The sequence below is a fragment of the Paenibacillus sp. JJ1683 genome (genome assembly GCF_053006485.1).
In genome coordinates this window covers 3,700,448-3,716,598 of the sequence record NZ_CM129820.1, presented here as the reverse complement: position 1 = coordinate 3,716,598, position 16,151 = coordinate 3,700,448, and the positions used below count along the sequence as shown (strand labels likewise).

20 protein-coding genes are annotated in these 16,151 nt (G+C 43.7%); 14 read left to right on the top strand and 6 right to left on the bottom strand.

The genetic code is table 11. The features are described from left to right. Positions 1 to 10: 10 nt before the first annotated feature. Together ACUC6J_RS15845 and ACUC6J_RS15840 are read left to right on the top strand one after the other, a co-directional pair. On the top strand, positions 11 to 991 hold the full coding sequence (locus ACUC6J_RS15845) for a pectinesterase family protein (protein WP_044785316.1): 981 nt from the start codon (positions 11 to 13) through the stop codon (positions 989 to 991). Beyond that, entirely contained in the window at positions 985 to 2,562 is a 1,578-nt protein-coding gene (locus ACUC6J_RS15840) for a glycoside hydrolase family 43 protein (RefSeq protein ID WP_447249085.1), read from the top strand. Before ACUC6J_RS15845 ends, ACUC6J_RS15840 begins: the two co-directional genes overlap by 7 nt. A 58-nt stretch (positions 2,563 to 2,620) precedes the next feature. Here the strand turns inward: ACUC6J_RS15840 and ACUC6J_RS15835 are convergent, their stop codons facing one another. After that, the gene (locus tag ACUC6J_RS15835) at positions 2,621 to 3,508 is read right to left on the bottom strand and encodes a LysR family transcriptional regulator (protein WP_025365328.1); all 888 of its coding nucleotides are present in this window, start codon (positions 3,506 to 3,508) and stop codon (positions 2,621 to 2,623) included. Positions 3,509 to 3,626: 118 nt separating this feature from the next. On the opposite strand from ACUC6J_RS15835, the gene ACUC6J_RS15830 reads away from it, so the two are divergent. Both ACUC6J_RS15830 and ACUC6J_RS15825 read left to right on the top strand, forming a co-directional pair. Further along, positions 3,627 to 4,652 (top strand): YeiH family protein, encoded by a 1,026-nt coding sequence (locus ACUC6J_RS15830; RefSeq protein WP_330719969.1) that lies wholly within the window; start codon positions 3,627 to 3,629, stop codon positions 4,650 to 4,652. Positions 4,653 to 4,887: 235 nt separating this feature from the next. Beyond that, complete coding sequence (locus ACUC6J_RS15825) at positions 4,888 to 6,432, top strand: GH25 family lysozyme (protein ID WP_330719968.1); 1,545 nt, start codon at positions 4,888 to 4,890, stop codon at positions 6,430 to 6,432. A 70-nt stretch (positions 6,433 to 6,502) separates the two neighbouring features. Here ACUC6J_RS15825 and ACUC6J_RS15820 read toward each other — a convergent pair whose 3' ends face one another. Next, positions 6,503 to 6,769 (bottom strand): DUF2642 domain-containing protein, encoded by a 267-nt coding sequence (locus tag ACUC6J_RS15820; RefSeq protein WP_330719967.1) that lies wholly within the window; start codon positions 6,767 to 6,769, stop codon positions 6,503 to 6,505. A gap of 169 nt (positions 6,770 to 6,938) precedes the next feature. Between ACUC6J_RS15820 and ACUC6J_RS15815 the strand changes: the two genes are divergently transcribed. Then, positions 6,939 to 7,067, top strand: a complete 129-nt coding sequence (locus tag ACUC6J_RS15815; protein ID WP_016821506.1) for a hypothetical protein — start codon at positions 6,939 to 6,941, stop codon at positions 7,065 to 7,067. A gap of 187 nt (positions 7,068 to 7,254) precedes the next feature. Here the strand turns inward: ACUC6J_RS15815 and ACUC6J_RS15810 are convergent, their stop codons facing one another. Together ACUC6J_RS15810 and ACUC6J_RS15805 are read right to left on the bottom strand one after the other, a co-directional pair. After that, a complete protein-coding gene (locus tag ACUC6J_RS15810; RefSeq protein ID WP_447249084.1) occupies positions 7,255 to 7,482 on the bottom strand; it encodes a hypothetical protein in 228 nt (75 codons plus the stop codon). A gap of 109 nt (positions 7,483 to 7,591) precedes the next feature. Next, a complete protein-coding gene (locus ACUC6J_RS15805) occupies positions 7,592 to 8,263 on the bottom strand; it encodes a cupin domain-containing protein (protein ID WP_113049895.1) in 672 nt (223 codons plus the stop codon). Positions 8,264 to 8,719: 456 nt separating this feature from the next. Here ACUC6J_RS15805 and ACUC6J_RS15800 point away from each other — a divergent pair, with 456 nt between their 5' ends. The 6 genes from ACUC6J_RS15800 to ACUC6J_RS15775 all read left to right on the top strand — a co-directional run bounded on the left by ACUC6J_RS15800 (position 8,720) and on the right by ACUC6J_RS15775 (position 13,317). Then, positions 8,720 to 9,373 carry a cell wall hydrolase gene (locus tag ACUC6J_RS15800; RefSeq protein ID WP_044785309.1) on the top strand — a complete coding sequence of 218 codons (654 nt, stop codon included), beginning with the start codon at positions 8,720 to 8,722 and terminating at the stop codon, positions 9,371 to 9,373. Positions 9,374 to 9,559: 186 nt separating this feature from the next. Further along, positions 9,560 to 9,910, top strand: coding sequence for a hypothetical protein (locus ACUC6J_RS15795; protein ID WP_013371964.1), 351 nt, complete (start codon positions 9,560 to 9,562; stop codon positions 9,908 to 9,910). Positions 9,911 to 9,941: 31 nt separating this feature from the next. Then, positions 9,942 to 10,928, top strand: coding sequence for a ketoacyl-ACP synthase III (locus ACUC6J_RS15790; RefSeq protein ID WP_102998791.1), 987 nt, complete (start codon positions 9,942 to 9,944; stop codon positions 10,926 to 10,928). A gap of 216 nt (positions 10,929 to 11,144) precedes the next feature. Next, positions 11,145 to 11,678 (top strand): GNAT family N-acetyltransferase, encoded by a 534-nt coding sequence (locus ACUC6J_RS15785; RefSeq protein WP_016821500.1) that lies wholly within the window; start codon positions 11,145 to 11,147, stop codon positions 11,676 to 11,678. 133 nt (positions 11,679 to 11,811) lie between these two features. Beyond that, positions 11,812 to 12,912, top strand: a complete 1,101-nt coding sequence (locus tag ACUC6J_RS15780; protein WP_016821499.1) for a glycerol dehydrogenase — start codon at positions 11,812 to 11,814, stop codon at positions 12,910 to 12,912. Positions 12,913 to 13,101: 189 nt separating this feature from the next. Then, positions 13,102 to 13,317: a hypothetical protein gene (locus ACUC6J_RS15775; RefSeq protein WP_013371960.1), complete on the top strand. Its 216-nt coding sequence runs from the start codon at positions 13,102 to 13,104 to the stop codon at positions 13,315 to 13,317. A 72-nt stretch (positions 13,318 to 13,389) separates the two neighbouring features. On the opposite strand, the gene ACUC6J_RS15770 is transcribed toward ACUC6J_RS15775, so the two are convergent. Continuing rightward, a complete protein-coding gene (locus ACUC6J_RS15770; protein ID WP_025365323.1) occupies positions 13,390 to 14,421 on the bottom strand; it encodes a glycosyl hydrolase in 1,032 nt (343 codons plus the stop codon). A 662-nt stretch (positions 14,422 to 15,083) separates the two neighbouring features. Here ACUC6J_RS15770 and ACUC6J_RS15765 point away from each other — a divergent pair. The 3 genes from ACUC6J_RS15765 (at position 15,084) to ACUC6J_RS15755 (ending at position 15,883) form a co-directional block, all read left to right on the top strand. Next, positions 15,084 to 15,266, top strand: a complete 183-nt coding sequence (locus ACUC6J_RS15765; RefSeq protein ID WP_016821496.1) for a hypothetical protein — start codon at positions 15,084 to 15,086, stop codon at positions 15,264 to 15,266. 43 nt (positions 15,267 to 15,309) lie between these two features. Next, the gene (locus tag ACUC6J_RS15760; RefSeq protein WP_013371956.1) at positions 15,310 to 15,636 is read left to right on the top strand and encodes a YnfA family protein; all 327 of its coding nucleotides are present in this window, start codon (positions 15,310 to 15,312) and stop codon (positions 15,634 to 15,636) included. A 94-nt stretch (positions 15,637 to 15,730) separates the two neighbouring features. Next, positions 15,731 to 15,883 (top strand): hypothetical protein, encoded by a 153-nt coding sequence (locus tag ACUC6J_RS15755; RefSeq protein WP_019688000.1) that lies wholly within the window; start codon positions 15,731 to 15,733, stop codon positions 15,881 to 15,883. 35 nt (positions 15,884 to 15,918) lie between these two features. Here ACUC6J_RS15755 and ACUC6J_RS15750 read toward each other — a convergent pair whose 3' ends face one another. After that, entirely contained in the window at positions 15,919 to 16,110 is a 192-nt protein-coding gene (locus ACUC6J_RS15750) for a hypothetical protein (protein ID WP_025365320.1), read from the bottom strand. Positions 16,111 to 16,151 lie beyond the last annotated feature (41 nt).

Genomic DNA, 16,151 nt, shown 5'->3' with positions numbered 1-16,151 from the left:
TGGGGTAACCATGCTAGTCGGAAAAGAATCCTTTTGTGATTTCCACACCATTCAGGAGGCGATTCATGTATTGGAGCAATCGCCTTCCAACGAAATGGAAACGTTAACTATTTTATCGGGTACCTATGAGGAAGAAGTGCGGATTTACCGTTCAAATCTACATATCATAGGCATCGGACAGGTAGAGATTCGTATGGACCGGTATGCCAAGGAGCGGAATGAAGCAGGTGAGGAAATAGGAACCTTTGCGACACCGACTTTATTTATAGGCGGCAGCCATCTGATCTTGGAAAATCTCATCATTTCCAACACGGCCGGACAAGGAGAACACATTGGGCAGGCCGTTGCGGTATACGCTCATTGTGATCAAACCGTCTTTAGAAACTGCACCTTTAAAGGGTACCAGGACACGTTATTTACAGGCCCTCTGCCTCCTGCACCCAAAGAACGATTAAAGTTTGGTGGAATTCCTTTGAAAGAACACCATGCACACTATCGCCAGCTTTATCAGCATTGTTACATCGAGGGTACGATAGATTTCATTTTTGGCGGGGCTACCGCTTACTTTGAAGATTGCGAGATTCGTAGTTTGCGTCATCATAAGAACCATACAAGCTACGTTACAGCCGCCTCTACACCGCAAGGACAAACGTACGGCTATGTATTCGATCATTGCTATTTAACCGCAGAGCCTGATATTACTCCTGTTTTTTTGGGCCGTCCATGGCGGGAATATGCCAAAACCGTATTTGTCGATTGTAAAATGGGTGACCATATCGACCCACGCGGCTGGGACAATTGGGACAATGTCGCGAATGAGAAAACCGTCTGCTATCAGGAATATGGCGGATCTGATGAAATAGCTTTATTACGTAAGCAGCGTGTTCCGTGGGCGGATTGCTTTGAAGCGAGGACAGAAGCATGGAGCAAGGAGCAGGTTTTTGAGGGAGTCACATTTTGGAAAGTAAGGAGAAGTGATGTCTCATGTTGATCCAAAACCCTATATTAAAAGGCTTTAATCCCGATCCGTGTATTACGCGAGTCGAAGATACTTACTATATTGTAGTGTCATCATTTGAGTGGCTGCCTGGAGTACGGGTGTATCAGTCCAAAGATTTGGCTCATTGGGAGCACTGCACGGATATTTTGACTGACCAGGTTGATTTGAGAGGGAACCCGAAAAATTGCAGCATTTGGGCACCGCAATTAAGCTATGCGGATAACCTTTTTTATCTGCTCTATACAGATGTGAAAAGCACCAAGCGTCCGTTCAAGGACGTTCATAATTTTGTGATAACGGCACCCACGATCAACGGACCGTGGTCGGAACCCGTTTATCTGAATAGTAGTGGATTTGATCCATCTTTATTTCATGATGAGGATGGACGAAAATGGCTGCTGAACGCGTTGTGGGATTACCGCATGTTGGAAAGCAATAAGTCATCGGGTATTGTCATGCAGGAGTATGACAGCAGTCAACAGCGGCTTGTTGGCGAGCCTATTAAAATTTTTGATTGCACTCCATTGAAGAAGACAGAAGCGCCCCACATCTACAGGCAGAACGGTTATTATTATCTTGTTACAGCGGAAGGTGGAACGGGTACGGGGCATGCAGTTACCGTAGCACGCTCCAAGCAGATAACCGGCCCGTATGAAGTGGACCCGCATAACCCGATGCTTACGTCTCGTGATCTGCTGAATTTCCCTTTACAATGCGCAGGACATGGCAGTCTTGTGGAAACACCGGACGGAGAATGGTATATGGCTCATTTATGTACACGTCCAGTGGAGGGGAAATACGCCATTTTAGGGCGCGAGACAGCGTTACAGCAAGTATATTGGAATGATGAAGGCTGGCTGCGATTAACCGCCGGGGGCCATACACCCCAATTGGAGGTGCCTGCGCCTCAAGGGACAATCTTGGTTCAGCAAGAGCAGCAGAAGTATATTTTCGAAGACTTTTTCGAGGGCCCCACACTTGACAAAACGTGGAACACATTGCGTATCCTGGCGGACGATAGCTGGTGTTCATTAAGTCAACGCCCAGGCTATCTTCGAATCCATGCTGGAGAATCCATACAAAGTCTGTTCCAGCATCACGTGCTTGCCATTCGGCAAACGGATCATCATTTCCGGGTAGAAACAGCACTGGAGTATCAGCCAACCAGCTATTTGCAAATGGCGGGACTTTTGCTGTATCTCAATGAAGAAGACTATTTGTATGCGTATGTTAGCTATGAAGAGGGAGTGGGAAAAGTGCTGCGCATGATGCGCTGTGAAGCTAATTCATTTACGCTAATTCCGCAAGTGATTGCCCTTCAGAATGATTTTCCTGTACATTTGGCTGTAGAGGTTCATGCATCCCATGCACAATTTTATTATGGAGTCGGAGATGAACCTTCCTGGACGCGACTTTTTGAAATACAGGATATCAGCTTTTTGTCTGGAGGATTTACAGGGAATTTTGTAGGTATTGCAGCTCATGATATGCAACAATTCCAAGGAAGCCATGCTGATTTCTCCCACTTCTTATACCATGGTAAGGACCATCTCTCCTCATAAAAATATAATACTGACTATACTGCAAGCACCTTAATGGGTGCTTTTTTTCTTTCGCAGATTACCTTTTCACATTATAATCTCGCAAAATCTCCAAAAAAGCAGTGGTTGCTTTCGTCTCAAATATCGCAGAAGGGGTCAGAAAAGAAAATTTCCGAATGAACGGGAGATTGAGAATATCCAATACTTCTAATGTTCCCAAAGCAAGTTCCTTTTGAATTACCCATTGGGACAGCAAAGAAATCCCCAAGCCTGCTTCTACCGACTCTTTGATGATCTGTGTACTGCCAAAATTCATCATATGAGAAGGATAAAATCGAAGCTGTGCAAACATCTTTTCAGCCGCCTCCCGGGTTCCAGAGCCTTCTTCCCGCAGAATCCAGATGTCCTCATGCAGCTCATTTATATCCACTTGAGATTTACCGGCCAAACGATGATTTTGCGGAACGACAATAACCATTTCATCATCGGCGAAGGATTCAATGTGCAAATGGTCATGCTGAAATTCTCCTTCGATAATGCCTACATCCAGTTGATTATGGATCACGAGCTTTTCAATTTCCAATGTATTGCCGATGGTAATGGAGGGCTGAATGAGTGGGTACTGAATTCTCATCTGCGCAATTACATGTGGTAGTACATATTCACCATACGTGTAGCTTGCACCAATAGACAGGTTACCCTTTGCCGTATGCATTAGCTCATCCACCAAGTACTGCATACGTGTATGGAGTCGGATAATCTCCTGGGCATGATGATACACAATTTCACCTGCTTTAGTTAAGCGCACATATTTATTACTTCGCTCCAAGAGCCGGGTTCCTACACTGCGTTCCAGTGTTTGAATATATTGACTTACCGCAGGTTGGGTCATATGTAGTGCCTCAGCAGCTCGTGTAAAATTTTGTTTCTCCGCAACCCTAACAAAAACGACTAAAGATTGATCCAAAGCTTATTCCTCCAATTTAATCATGCCTATTTACTTATTATCATTATTATAATGATTTATTTTTCTTATGACAAAATACATATTAAGCTGTATGCATGTAGAATTGGAGGGAATCAGCATGAAAAGTCATATTCAACACAGCAAACTTTTATTGAACAAAGGTCGATTGTTTCGGTTTTTATTCGGCATTGTGCTAACGATGATCTTCGCACTGGCGGGATACGTCCTGAATGAAGTACCAGGCTTTCATTATGTAGGTCCATTGGCATGTGCGATGTTTCTCGCTATACTATACCGACAGTTGTGGGGATATCCTGAAGCTGTACGCTCAGGAATTGAATTTTCAGCTAAGAAAATACTGCGCGGAGCTATTGTGTTGTATGGACTGAAGCTGAATATGGATGTTGTTATTCATCAGGGGCTGGGGTTGCTTTTACGTGATGTAGGCACTGTGGTGTTCGCCATTTTTTTTACGGTTTGGCTGGCCAAACGATGTAAGGCAGATGCTTCGCTTTCTCTACTTCTAGGGATTGGAACAGGAGTTTGCGGTGCAGCAGCAATAGCAGCTGTATCTCCCTTGTTAAAGTCGGACGATGAGGATACAGCCATAGGAGTTGGACTCATTGCCTTGGTCGGAACGGTATTTGCTATTTTGTTTACAGTACTTCGACCTTGGCTTCCTCTGACGGATATGCAATATGGAATCTGGTCGGGCATCAGCTTACATGAAATTGCACATGTGGCCTTAGCAGCAGCGCCTGCCGGACAGGATGCTCTTGCCATGGGTTTATTAGCCAAACTGGGGCGTGTCTTCTTACTCATACCGCTTAGCTTTATTTTAATGTATTGGATGAAACGAACCGGAAAGATTCGTACAGGTACTAAAGTGGAGTTCCCCTGGTTTCTCATTGGCTTTATTGCGGCAAGTATTTTGGGAAGTTATGTTTTTGGAAAATATATTTTAGTTCCACCTAATCTAATGAACGAACTTTCTCAGCTTACTACCTTTATGTTAACGATGGCTATGGTAGGCATGGGGCTGAATGTGAGCTTTAAGACTTTAAGAGAGAAAGCAATGCTGCCCTTACTTGTACTGTCTGTTACTTCGATCATTCTTGTAGGGATAACGTTTGTAACTGTATAAATTGGAAGTATGTGCTTGTGATGAGATTGTAGCAAATGAGATTAATAAACTGGAAAGAGCTCTGCTTGCGTATAGCTGGCGGAGCTTTTTAGTGCTTTCGTATTACAAGGCTGAAATATATAATGAATGAATCGTAACTTTTTACATAGGAGTCGCGTCTATCAAAATGGAGGCTTCAGAGGTGCATAGAATGTAAAATTTACATAGTGAAAAATTAGAGATTGGTAGGGTATATATGAAGAAAATTAGTTTATTTGCTTTTTTGTTTCTGTTTCTATTAGCATTTCCAGGAGAAAGTCACGCTGCGTCTTCAAATTCACATATTCAGCTGGACGGTAAAGATATAAGTGTCAGCAAGGGTGCGCAGATTCAGGAAGTAAAGGGCAATGTGCTGGTTCCACTCCGTCTTATTGTAGAGGAATTGGGTTATCGTGTGAATTGGGAATCCAAGACAGGTACCATAACTATACATAAACAAAATCTCAACCTGAGCCTTCAGGTCAACAATCCCATTGCCTCAGTTAATGATCAACCGATGGGGCTGGCTGTAGCTCCTTTGCTGAACGGGGGGACGACTTATGTTCCACTTCGTTTTGTATCTGAACAGACAGGAGTTGAAGTGGTCTGGAACAACGAACTTAAAACCGTATTTTTGACGACTCCGTCTGCTTCAAGCGAAAACAGCGTGACCACCCATGATCACTCTGCTACTCAAGCTGCAAGTGATGCTACAGAGAGTGAGCGTACAGCTATACACCAAATTAGCTTCAACAATCACGAATTGATGATAACGGTGGATGGAAAGGTAAGCCCCAAAGTAACCACATTGACTCAACCAGATCGTATTGTTATAGATATACCTGATTCGAAGTTTGGCGAGGAATTTCCAGCTTCGCAATCTATTAACAATGGTGGACAAGGAAGCTTTCTAGTCACAGAAGATCTAGATGCTTCCAAGGTAAGATACTCCATGTTTAGCACAAACCCAGCCTCGGCACGTATTGTGGTTGATCTTGATCACAGCACACCCTTTCATCTTATTAATGCAGATGATGGTAAAGTTGTCATAGCGTTGGATCAGGCTTCGGAGGAGTCAGCATCTACCGATACTGTTATATCTACTATACCTGTTGAGCCTACGATTTCTTCTGACGGACACGCGCAGGGGATTGACGTCTCGCACCATAATGGCAATATTGATTGGCAGCAGGTGGCGGCAGCAGGCAAGACATTTGCTTTTATTAAAGCTACAGAGGGCACCAAGTATCAAGATAATCAATTTTTAGCAAATGTTCAGGGGGCCAGAGATGCTAACATCCTGGTTGGCGCTTATCACTTTTTAAACGCAACTACCGTAGATGGAGCTCGCCAGGAAGCAGCTAATTTCGCCAGGGCTCTAGATTCAGCAGGAGGAAGGCTGGATCTGCCCCCTGTGATGGATTATGAAAATAATCCTAAAGGTCTTACTTCCGCACAGATCAGTGAAGTGGCTCATGCATTTTTGGATGAAATGGAGAAGCTTACCGGACGTGAGCCGATCGTATACACGGGAAATGTCTTTGCTTCCAAGTTTGATCCTACGTTTTCTATGTATAAATTGTGGGTAGCGCGATACAGCACTACGCAAAAGCCGACCGCAGTTCCAGCTTGGAATAGCTGGTGGGCTTGGCAATACAGTAGCACAGGCAGTGTTCCAGGTATTAGCGGCCAAGTCGATCTAGATGAGTACAATGGAACGATAGATGAACTTCGTGCTTCATTGGCAGGCTCGCTTGATTAGAAGGTTCATGTCATGATTAATCCTCGCGAATCCGGATAGGATCTGCGAGGATTTTTAATGTCTGATTTGTTTAGCTGGGCATGATCCATACGATTTCGCTGATTCGAACAAAGAATTTTTTTCCGTATACATCCAAGATGACATGGTCAGGCTTAATATCTACTACACATCCATCAATTCTGCCACGTGTTGTTTCAAGTACAACGTACTTGCCGATCATTGATTTTAATGTCTCTACGACATATGGATCTACGGGGTGTACCACGACATGGTGGGAGGTAGGATGGTGAGGAAAAGGTTGGTTAACGTTATAATTAAACATTTGATTTGAATTCAATTGCTTCACTCCTTCAGGATTAGTTGTGATATCCTATGCTCCTGCCTAGGAAAGGTGTAGGCTAATGCCCATCCGTGAAAATATTCATAACATTGCCAAAAAGCCCGGTCCATAGGAAAGCTCCATACATAAGCTATGTTGTACCTTGAATTAAAGGAGGCAATGATCCATGAGTGAATGTGAAAGAGGTTGCGGTGGCGGTTCGGTAGGGGGCTACCCAGGCGTTTGGACATCGACAGGAGCTATTCTGGTATTGTTCATTCTGCTCGTTATCATTACAAAGTCTTTCTGGATCTAAATTCAATTGAGTAGCTTAACCCCTCATTGGTATATTACCGGTGGGGGGTTAAGTGCTTTAGAGAATGGATTGTATGATAAAACACCCCAAATAACAGCGCACAAGCCCAACACAACTGTGCAGGGCTGGGGAGCTGTCAAATGGGGTGTTTTGGCATCAATAAGCCGAAACGGGAGATGGATGAGGATTAAATTAAAGCAATCGCTAATAGGGTAAATAGGCTCAAAGTTAAGATTTGATCACCATACCCATAAGGATAAAAGGCAGACGTTTGTACACGTCCGTTCCGCTCGGTTTTTAAGTACACATTTTTACGATCCACATCCGTAATGGTTCCTTCGTACTGTTTTCCGTCCATGGTGAGAATACGCACCTTTTTATTCATACAGTTCAAACAGTTGTAGTAAGCGTCCATTCAATCACCCCCTCTTATACACATTGGCATTTTATGAGAGGGAAAGTCTTATGGTAACGGCGAACATACAGGGAAGGGGGATTCCGGCGTACTTCAGGTCTGACTAGGGTTAATCTTGCTCTTGATAGGGATTAAAGGAAAAGCCAGGGTATTCATGAGTATAGGTGTAACCTCTTTGGGGGGCGATTTGACGATGTGATGAAGTATCGTTTAGCCTTACATGAATCCCTGGTTTTCGAGGTGGCTGCTGCTTACAGTCATTGGGAGGACCGATGATGACAGGTTTTTTAATAGGGGCGAGCGCTTCCTGAACCTTTTTCTCATCCAGGCAGTAAGTATGAGCCATAATGTTACTCGGCGTTAGCCGCAAAACATCGGAGCCTAAAATGAATTCAGGGACTGGAGCGTTAAAAATCGCCAACAAGTGAGTGTTGTCCACCGTGGCGACTAGATAATGCCACCATCCCTGAGGGACGTTAGCCACCTGTCCAGGTGTAATCGGAAAATGTCGTAACTCGCGGGTAAAGGGATTAATCAGTGACACGGTCACTGCTCCAGAAATACAGTATATTAGTTCTGTGGCATTTTGATGGTAGTGAGGCTCTACAACATTAGCAGTGCTGAGACGGATATCCAGTAGCGATACATTTGCTAATGTATTCAGCTGCTGGATCGACAGCTCGTTGATTGAGTTCTGAGCATCTTTCTGAAACAAAATATTGTCGCTTAAATCATAGGTGAACTGTACAGTGGGAGAGGTGTAATCCATATATGAATTCACGTGTCCTTTCCTGCCTTTCTGTTACTCGAAATGAATGATCGTACGCTACCCTATGCATTCGCCTATATTTATGTGCACAAAATGTGGTTTGAAAAAGCAAATGTCAGATTCAGGTCCTGGGTAGATTGAATCGAAAAATAGCGAAAAAAGTCACGTATTCAAGTGTAGTCGAAATGTGGTCTATTGCCCTCTCATACACGTCAGCCCCTTAGGAATGGTGTTTTATTAGCTTAGTTATTCTTAGGACCAGAGCCGGATGATACGTAAATGCGGCTTGTGGTATACTGCAACGGACGTGTGAATGCATCAATATCCGATTCCATATATAGCCACGCGTCATTTCCGCAGCTAGTCATAAGTTATGGCAAAAGAAGCATCATCGGATAAACGTCCCTGAGTTGTACAGGCCGGAATGGTTGCACCGGACAGAACATGAAAGAGGAGGTTGTCTGGAATATGAAAAAATTATCTATTTTAATCCTGTCCTGCGCATGCATGTTAGGTACAGTATTATCAGTCGCACCAGGACAAGCACAGGCACAATCGTCAGCTTTAAAGAAAGGGATTCAAAGCGAACGGGTGCTGGAGCTTCAACAGCAGCTTCATTCACTCGGTTACTTCAAAGCTGGTTTTACGGGATACTATGGCTCCTTGACCAGTAAAGCGGTGGCTCGTTTTCAGAAGGATAACGGTCTGACGCCTGATGGTATAGCGGGAGCGGCAACACAGGCCAAGCTGGATTCGTTCGGAAAGGTCCGCGTAACCGCGTTGGATCAACTGGCACGGATCATTTATTCCGAGGCGCGTGGGGAATCGTTTGAAGGACAAGTAGCTGTTGGCGCTGTAGTATTAAACCGTGTGCAGTCCGGCGAGTTTCCAAGCTCGATTCCCGACGTTATTTTACAGCCGGGTCAATTCACCGCTGTACAAGATGGTCAATACCGCCTGAAGCCCAACAAGACTGCGTACCGAGCAGCCAGACAGGCACTTAATGGGGCTGATCCGACCAATGGGTCCTTGTTTTATTACAACCCAGCGATTGCCACAGCCAAATGGAGTAAAAGCCGTCCGGCTGTCATCTCACTTGGTCGTCATACATTTACGAATTAATTCCATATGAGCATTTGTAATTTTTTCAGCCGTCAGTAGCTTCTTCTAGAAGTGGTGACGGCTTTTTGTGTATTCACAAATTTGTAATATATTAGGGGTGATGTATCTCGTTTTATATTAAAAATTCTACCTATTATTCCGATACTCTTAATAGACAAAAAATGAAATCAAAGGAGTCTTTCTAAAATGAGTCAACATCCTTATACCATCGAAGTGGATCAAGTCATTAAAACGGTACATATGGCAGTGAATGGAGTTTTTAGCCAAGAGGAGTATGACAGCTTTGTAAAGGATTATATCGCCAAAACTTCATCTATTCAGGCATCGAACTTTACACTCAGGGTAGATTGCACCCAAATGGCACTTTTGGGACCGGGTGAAGTAGAGAAACTGAAGGGTTCTTTTGCACGTTATAAAGAAACTGGATTTGCCAAAATAATTTTTGTTATCAGCCTCCAGCAAACGATTATTAAAATGCAGCTTGGTCGCGTAGCACGTGAAGCAGGATTAAACAACGTAGATATTGTAGTACAATAATGCGCTGACGTATGAGTAAGGGGGAAACCTGATGAGCCATATCAGAATAAAAGCACTGGGAGTGTATCATCCGTCCCACTCGTTGAATAACGAATATTATATTCGCCATTTTGACGAGCGGGGAAAAGATATTCGACGCTTCATGGAGCATATGGGAAGAAAACACCGCTATATCATTGATGACCCCAACGAAAACGGTCTAACTATGGGGATAGCAGCTGCGCAAAAAGCATTGGAGCAAGCTGGTATGACAGGTCGTGATGTGGATATGATCGTGTTCTCCACTCAAGTTCCTGAGTCGCTGTTTCCGATGAATGCCTTGTTTGTTCACCAGGCGATTGGGGCCAGACATGATGTGGCAGTGATGGATTCCAATGCGAATTGTGCAGGGATGACAGTAGCTGTCGATCAAGCCAGTCGGTCGATGTTATCTAATCCCGATGTACGGACAGCGCTTATTATCGGCTCAGATTATAATTCGCTCATTTCCGATCCTGCGGATGAGATTACTTATGCGAACTATGGGGATGCTGCGTGCGCAGTTATTTTGGAGCGTACTGAAGAGGAAACTGGATTCATAGATTCCCTGTATTTTACGGACCCCGTCAATATAGATAAAATTTTGTACCCGGCTCAGGGGTTAGCGGCGACACTCCAAAGGAACGCGCCCGGAAAATATATTCAGTGGCTTCCGTTCGACGCCAATATGGCCCTGCCTCCAACATTCGAGCTGCTTGAACGCATTATAAAAAAGAATGGGCTGACGCCTCAGGATGTGCGGGCTTATTGTCTGTCGCAGTTTTCATTGGCCAATGTGTTGAAGATCCAGGATCATTTGGAGCTAGAGGATGATCAGATGATTTATGTGGGTGATCGTTATGGTTATACAGGTACCAGCAGCCCGTTCATTGCTCTATATGAAGGTATTGGATCAGGTCGTATCCGGCGTGGCGATCATGTGCTATTCTGGACGATCGGAGCTGGATATCAACTGGTTGCTATGTTGTTCAAATATTAGGAATACGAAGACCTTGCAGCTGCAAGGTCTTTTTGTATTTCCCACCATGATAATTGTAATGATTTGGTTGTGTTAGGGGTGATTATTTTGTAAAATTTAAACATTGAATTCATAAGGGAGAGCTCATATTGCGGACATTGGATAACATGACAATGATGACGGAAAACATCGTACACAATTCATAATAGGAGCTGAAGGGTTATTAAAATCGAAAATTTGTTTTACGGGGAACGAATAAAACTGGCCGCAGTCAGGGAAGAAGATGCTGAACTGATGTTCAAATGGGGTGAGGATGCGAAGTATTTGCGAAATGTAGATACGGATTTGGCACTCCCCTACACGTTGAAACAGATGGAATCGGAAGGATCTCCTAGCTCTAACGAGATCTATTTTCGGTTAAGAACATTGGCAGACGATGTCTTGATCGGATTTGTTGCTATTCATGGGATTGAGTGGAATAATCGCTGCGGGCAGCTGGCAGTAGGTATAGGTAATACAGACTACCGTGGCAAGGGGTTTGGAGCGGAAGCTATACGTCTCATTCTTCGTTATGCGTTTTATGAGCTGAATCTTAATCGGGTCGGCTTGGATGTGATTGAGTACAATACACAAGCGATCCGTACCTATGAAAAGGCAGGGTTCCAGCTGGAGGGTAGAGTTCGTTCCGCTGTTCTCCGTGATGGCAACAGCTATGATCGCATCATGATGGGCATCCTGTACTCTGAATGGATTTCGACTCTTCAAGAATAATAGATACACAATTTGTTCATAAAATATTCCATAATAAGCCTTTTAATAATGTGAAAAGAGGTTTATAGTTAAGGGGTCACATGCCCAAATCATTATTAATTTGAGTATGAGTCAAAGCTGAGGAGGAATTTACATGACAAATGTTGTAAGGTCCGTCACTTCACCCAAGAAATTTATTTCTGGACAAAATCTGCTCTCGTCGTTAAATGACTACATTAAGGATTATGGCGATAAAGCCTATGTTATTTGCGATGAGTTTATACTTGAAAGAGCCCAAAAGGAGGCAGGTGCTTCGATTGAAGCAGCTGGTAACCAAGTGGTCTTCGAGAAATTCCAATATGAATGTACAAAAGAAGAGATTGATCGTAACCGTGAATTAGTACGTAAACATGGTTCGAACATCATTATAGGGATTGGCGGGGGAAAAACGCTGGATACCGCCAAGGCAACAGCATATTATGAAAAGTTGCCGGTCGTTATTTTTCCAACCATTGCTTCTACAGATGCTCCTTGTACCGCACTTGCGGTTATTTACAAGAAGGATGGCTCCTTTGATGAATATTTGTTCCTGCCTACGAATCCAGATGTAGTACTTGCGGATACAGGTATTTTGGCAGCGGCGCCTGCACGTTTCTTTGCAGCAGGAATCGGTGATGCACTGGCCACTTATTTTGAAGCTCGTGCCTGCTATCAGGCCAATGGGGACAATCTGGTGCTGAACAAGCCTTCCACTACAGGTCTGGGACTGGCTCGCCTTTGTTATGATACATTGCTGGAAAATGCTGTGAAGGCCAAACGCGCAGTGGATCGTAAAGTGTATACTCGTGCGGTTGAGGATACGATTGAAGCGACTATTTATCTGAGTGGTGTCGGAGCAGAATCAGGTGGATTGGCAGCGGCACATGCTATTCATAATGGTATGACGGCTGTTCCTTCGCTTCACAAAGCACAGCATGGTGAGAAAGTTACTTTCGGCTTGTTAACTCAGCTGGTGCTGGAAAACGCGCCAAAAGAAGAGCTGGAGACTGTGATTAAGCTGGTTAAGGATGTAGGTCTTCCATTAACTCTTCGTGACCTGGGTGTAGAGGAATTTGTTGAGGCTGAATGGCGCCAGGTGGCTGAAGCTGCTTGTGCAGCAAATGATACGATGATCAACATGCCGTTCCCGGTTAGTCCTGATGATGTGTATAATGCAATCATCGCAGCCAATGCGATTGCAGAATCCTATCAATAATAGTTTCTTTCTAATTCGAAAAGTGAATTTTACAAATACGGGTCTGTCATACCACTGACAGGCCCGTTTCGTTTATGTGCACTAACGAGTGAAACGAAAGAAGGGACCAGGGACTTATATCCTATCTTGTTCTGACCGATATAGATATAACAGGGAAATTAGGTTGGTCACACAGCAGGAGGAGATTTGATGTTGGTACATGGTAAAACACGTAGGGGCAACTTGTACATCCATATGTCCAGCGGTTTTCACAAGATTGGGGATTTTCGGGAAGAATATTCCGTAGCACCAGGTGATCGGCTGATGTCTAGATTAACCAAGCGGATCTACACCATTGTATCCGTACATCTTGGTGAAGAGGCGTATGCCGATCTTGATCTTGAAGAGGTAATCAGAAATAGTTAGAGAGTTTCTTTTGACTGGGTATGAAAAAAAGCTTGTATTTCGCTCTAGGAGCAAAGTACAAGCTTTTTTCTTTCAGCGGAGGGACTCATGGAGAAGATCTCGTGTGATAATATTATTTTGGTTCATAAAATGTCTAATGGTTGCCTGCGAATTAGTTGCCGACAGTTCCTTTCCCCATGTCATGGCATAGGCCCAGGCTGGCTGATTCTGTAGCACCTTCGCACTTGGCAGAATATCGCTTTCTCCGATTCCCATAGGCTTGCCTTGTGCAAGCTTTAGCAATTCAGTGTAGTAGGAGGATTTGTAATCATTATTATAGATATCGGCTGCAAGCACATCTACCCGGTTAATGCCTGGAAAGGACAGATTATAGGGCGTGCTGTATGCGTTCGGGGCATTGGGACTCCAGACCCACAATAGGTTATCTAAATGATGGACATGTACGAACCGATCATACATTAGATCCCACAGCTTAGCGTAATTTTGTTTGTTCCCCCACCAAAACCAGTTGCCGTTCATTTCATGATAGGGTCTCCATAAAACTGGTACATCCGCATCCCGTAAGGTCTTAAGGGACAGAGCCGCCTCGTCCAAATCAGCGATGAGCTGCTTATATTGCGGGGTACCCGGCGTGATGTAACGATTAAATTCAGCTTGAGTAATTTTTGCTTGTACGTTTTTCCACGTTTTTGGCTTGCCCGGTAACGCCTGATGAAAGGTGATAGCTACGATTCCGCCGTCCTGGCTCCATTCAATAGCACTATTCACAACGCGCTGACGTTGCTCTCGTAAAGCAGTACGGGACTGATTAGTCAACCCACCAAACTCATAGCCGTGAAGTCCTGCGTATTGTCCGCTGATTTGTTGCAGCTTGTTATTTTGTTCATCCGGTGCCTCTAAATAATCATGCTGTCCAGAAATTAGCATACCATCCGGTACATTAGTTAAATAGGCAAGTAATTGCCTGGCTTTGGCAGAGGCATGAGCATTAATTGGCGGGGCGGCATCGGCAACAATGAACGATTGTTGAGAGCCGCTAAAGAGTAAAACAAGCATTAGCAGTAGCACCCTCTGTAACCAAAAGCGTGTTGAGTGAGATTTCATGGCGCTCCTCCTTTGATGCTGGTAATGGGATTAGTGTTTTTCTTTGTGTTTTCTAAGTTGTATGTAGGCGCTAATCATGATCATTATCAGACTAATCATAGTCCACCCATTGAGTTCCTGCGATTGTATCCAATTGTCCCACACAAGGAAGCCTGATATAAAAACAAGCAAACCCACTATAAGGTACATTTTGGTTTGTGCTGGACGCTTGGTACGTTTAGAAACCCAATGTATGATGCCCAAAATGATGGCTGCCTGAAATAAAAATATACCCATTATCATTAAACTAGCTATAAAAATAGGGGACATCCGTATCCTCCTCCTAGGTCTACAAAAAGAATATGCAGGTTGTAACCGCAGATGTGGATTCTTAGATGCAAGTTTTAGGACAGGGTGAGTAACTGTTGTGCTCTGGTTATGATCTTGAACAAGTTGACTAAATTATACCATAACTACCGTCCTGCAATGAAAGGCGTCTAAATACCCACTCTACCTTGATTCGCCATCATACTTTATATTCAGTGAAATATCGACATATGGTTTGTACACTACGTACATATGAAGCTCCGTTTGGAAATGGCGGTAAAGTATAAGCATAAAGCAACGCGAAATCGACGGAAAAGTTTGGTATGATTAAAGTGGATTGCAAAGGAGGTTTTCATATGAATGAAGAAAACAGACCATTTTCTAGTCCAGCAGATGCTGAGGGAACCAAAGCAAACTTTGATGCCAATCAGCGGAAGCTTCACTCCGAGGGAGCTTCAAGCCTTTGGCGTCAGGTCAGTAATCTGCTTATTCTGGTTGGCGTAATTGCATTGATTATTATTATAGGCCGATTACTTTAATGAGATGACTGAAAAGTCAAAAAGATTAGGGATGTGAAATGGAGTGTTAAAGGCAGCTTTACTTTTTATTTTGGCTGGCATCGCCGAAATCGGAGGTGGATATTTGATCTGGCAGTGGCTGCGAGAAGGCAAGACATGGTATGTCGGACTTTGCGGCGGAGTGATTTTAGCTGTCTATGGAGTCATTGCCACCTTCCAGGTTTTCTCCTCCTTTGGGCGTGTATATGCAGCATACGGAGGTGTCTTTATTGTTCTTTCCATTGCATGGGGCTGGTGGATTGATAAAAAGACACCTGACTTGTACGATTTCATTGGTGGATTGATTTGTTTGGTAGGTATAGCTGTAATTCTGTTGCCGCGCTCAGGGTGATAGGACAAAAACCCCCTTTTTTTTAAAAAAACATGACTATAGGTCTACAAAAATAAGCTTCATATTCCGAAATAGAACTTAAGGAGGGGGTTCTATGAACTGGAATCAAATGAAGCTTAGATTGAAATTTGGCAGTGCTATGCCGAAGAGTGAAGGTAATTTCTCTTTTGGTCTCTTGTGTGGACTCTTCATCAGCATTGTGCTGTGGATCTCAATTATTGGTTGGATCATGCTTATCTTCAAGTGATGCTTAACAAAAACCTGTGACTTATAATTCATGCTTTATTTTGTAAAATCATTACGTAGTTTGTCTATTCCACGGCCTACGGCTTCATCAATCATATCGGTAGCTGCAGGTGAATCGGCACCAGGGTCAGGAATCCGATCAAATCCTGGTTCACGCTTATCCAGAGATTGTTTATATTCGATTTGATCGTCAGTAAGACTCTTTTTTTTGGAATTATGTTTTTTCATAGCACATTACACGCTCCTTCTTAGGCATGGTCAGTTCTACA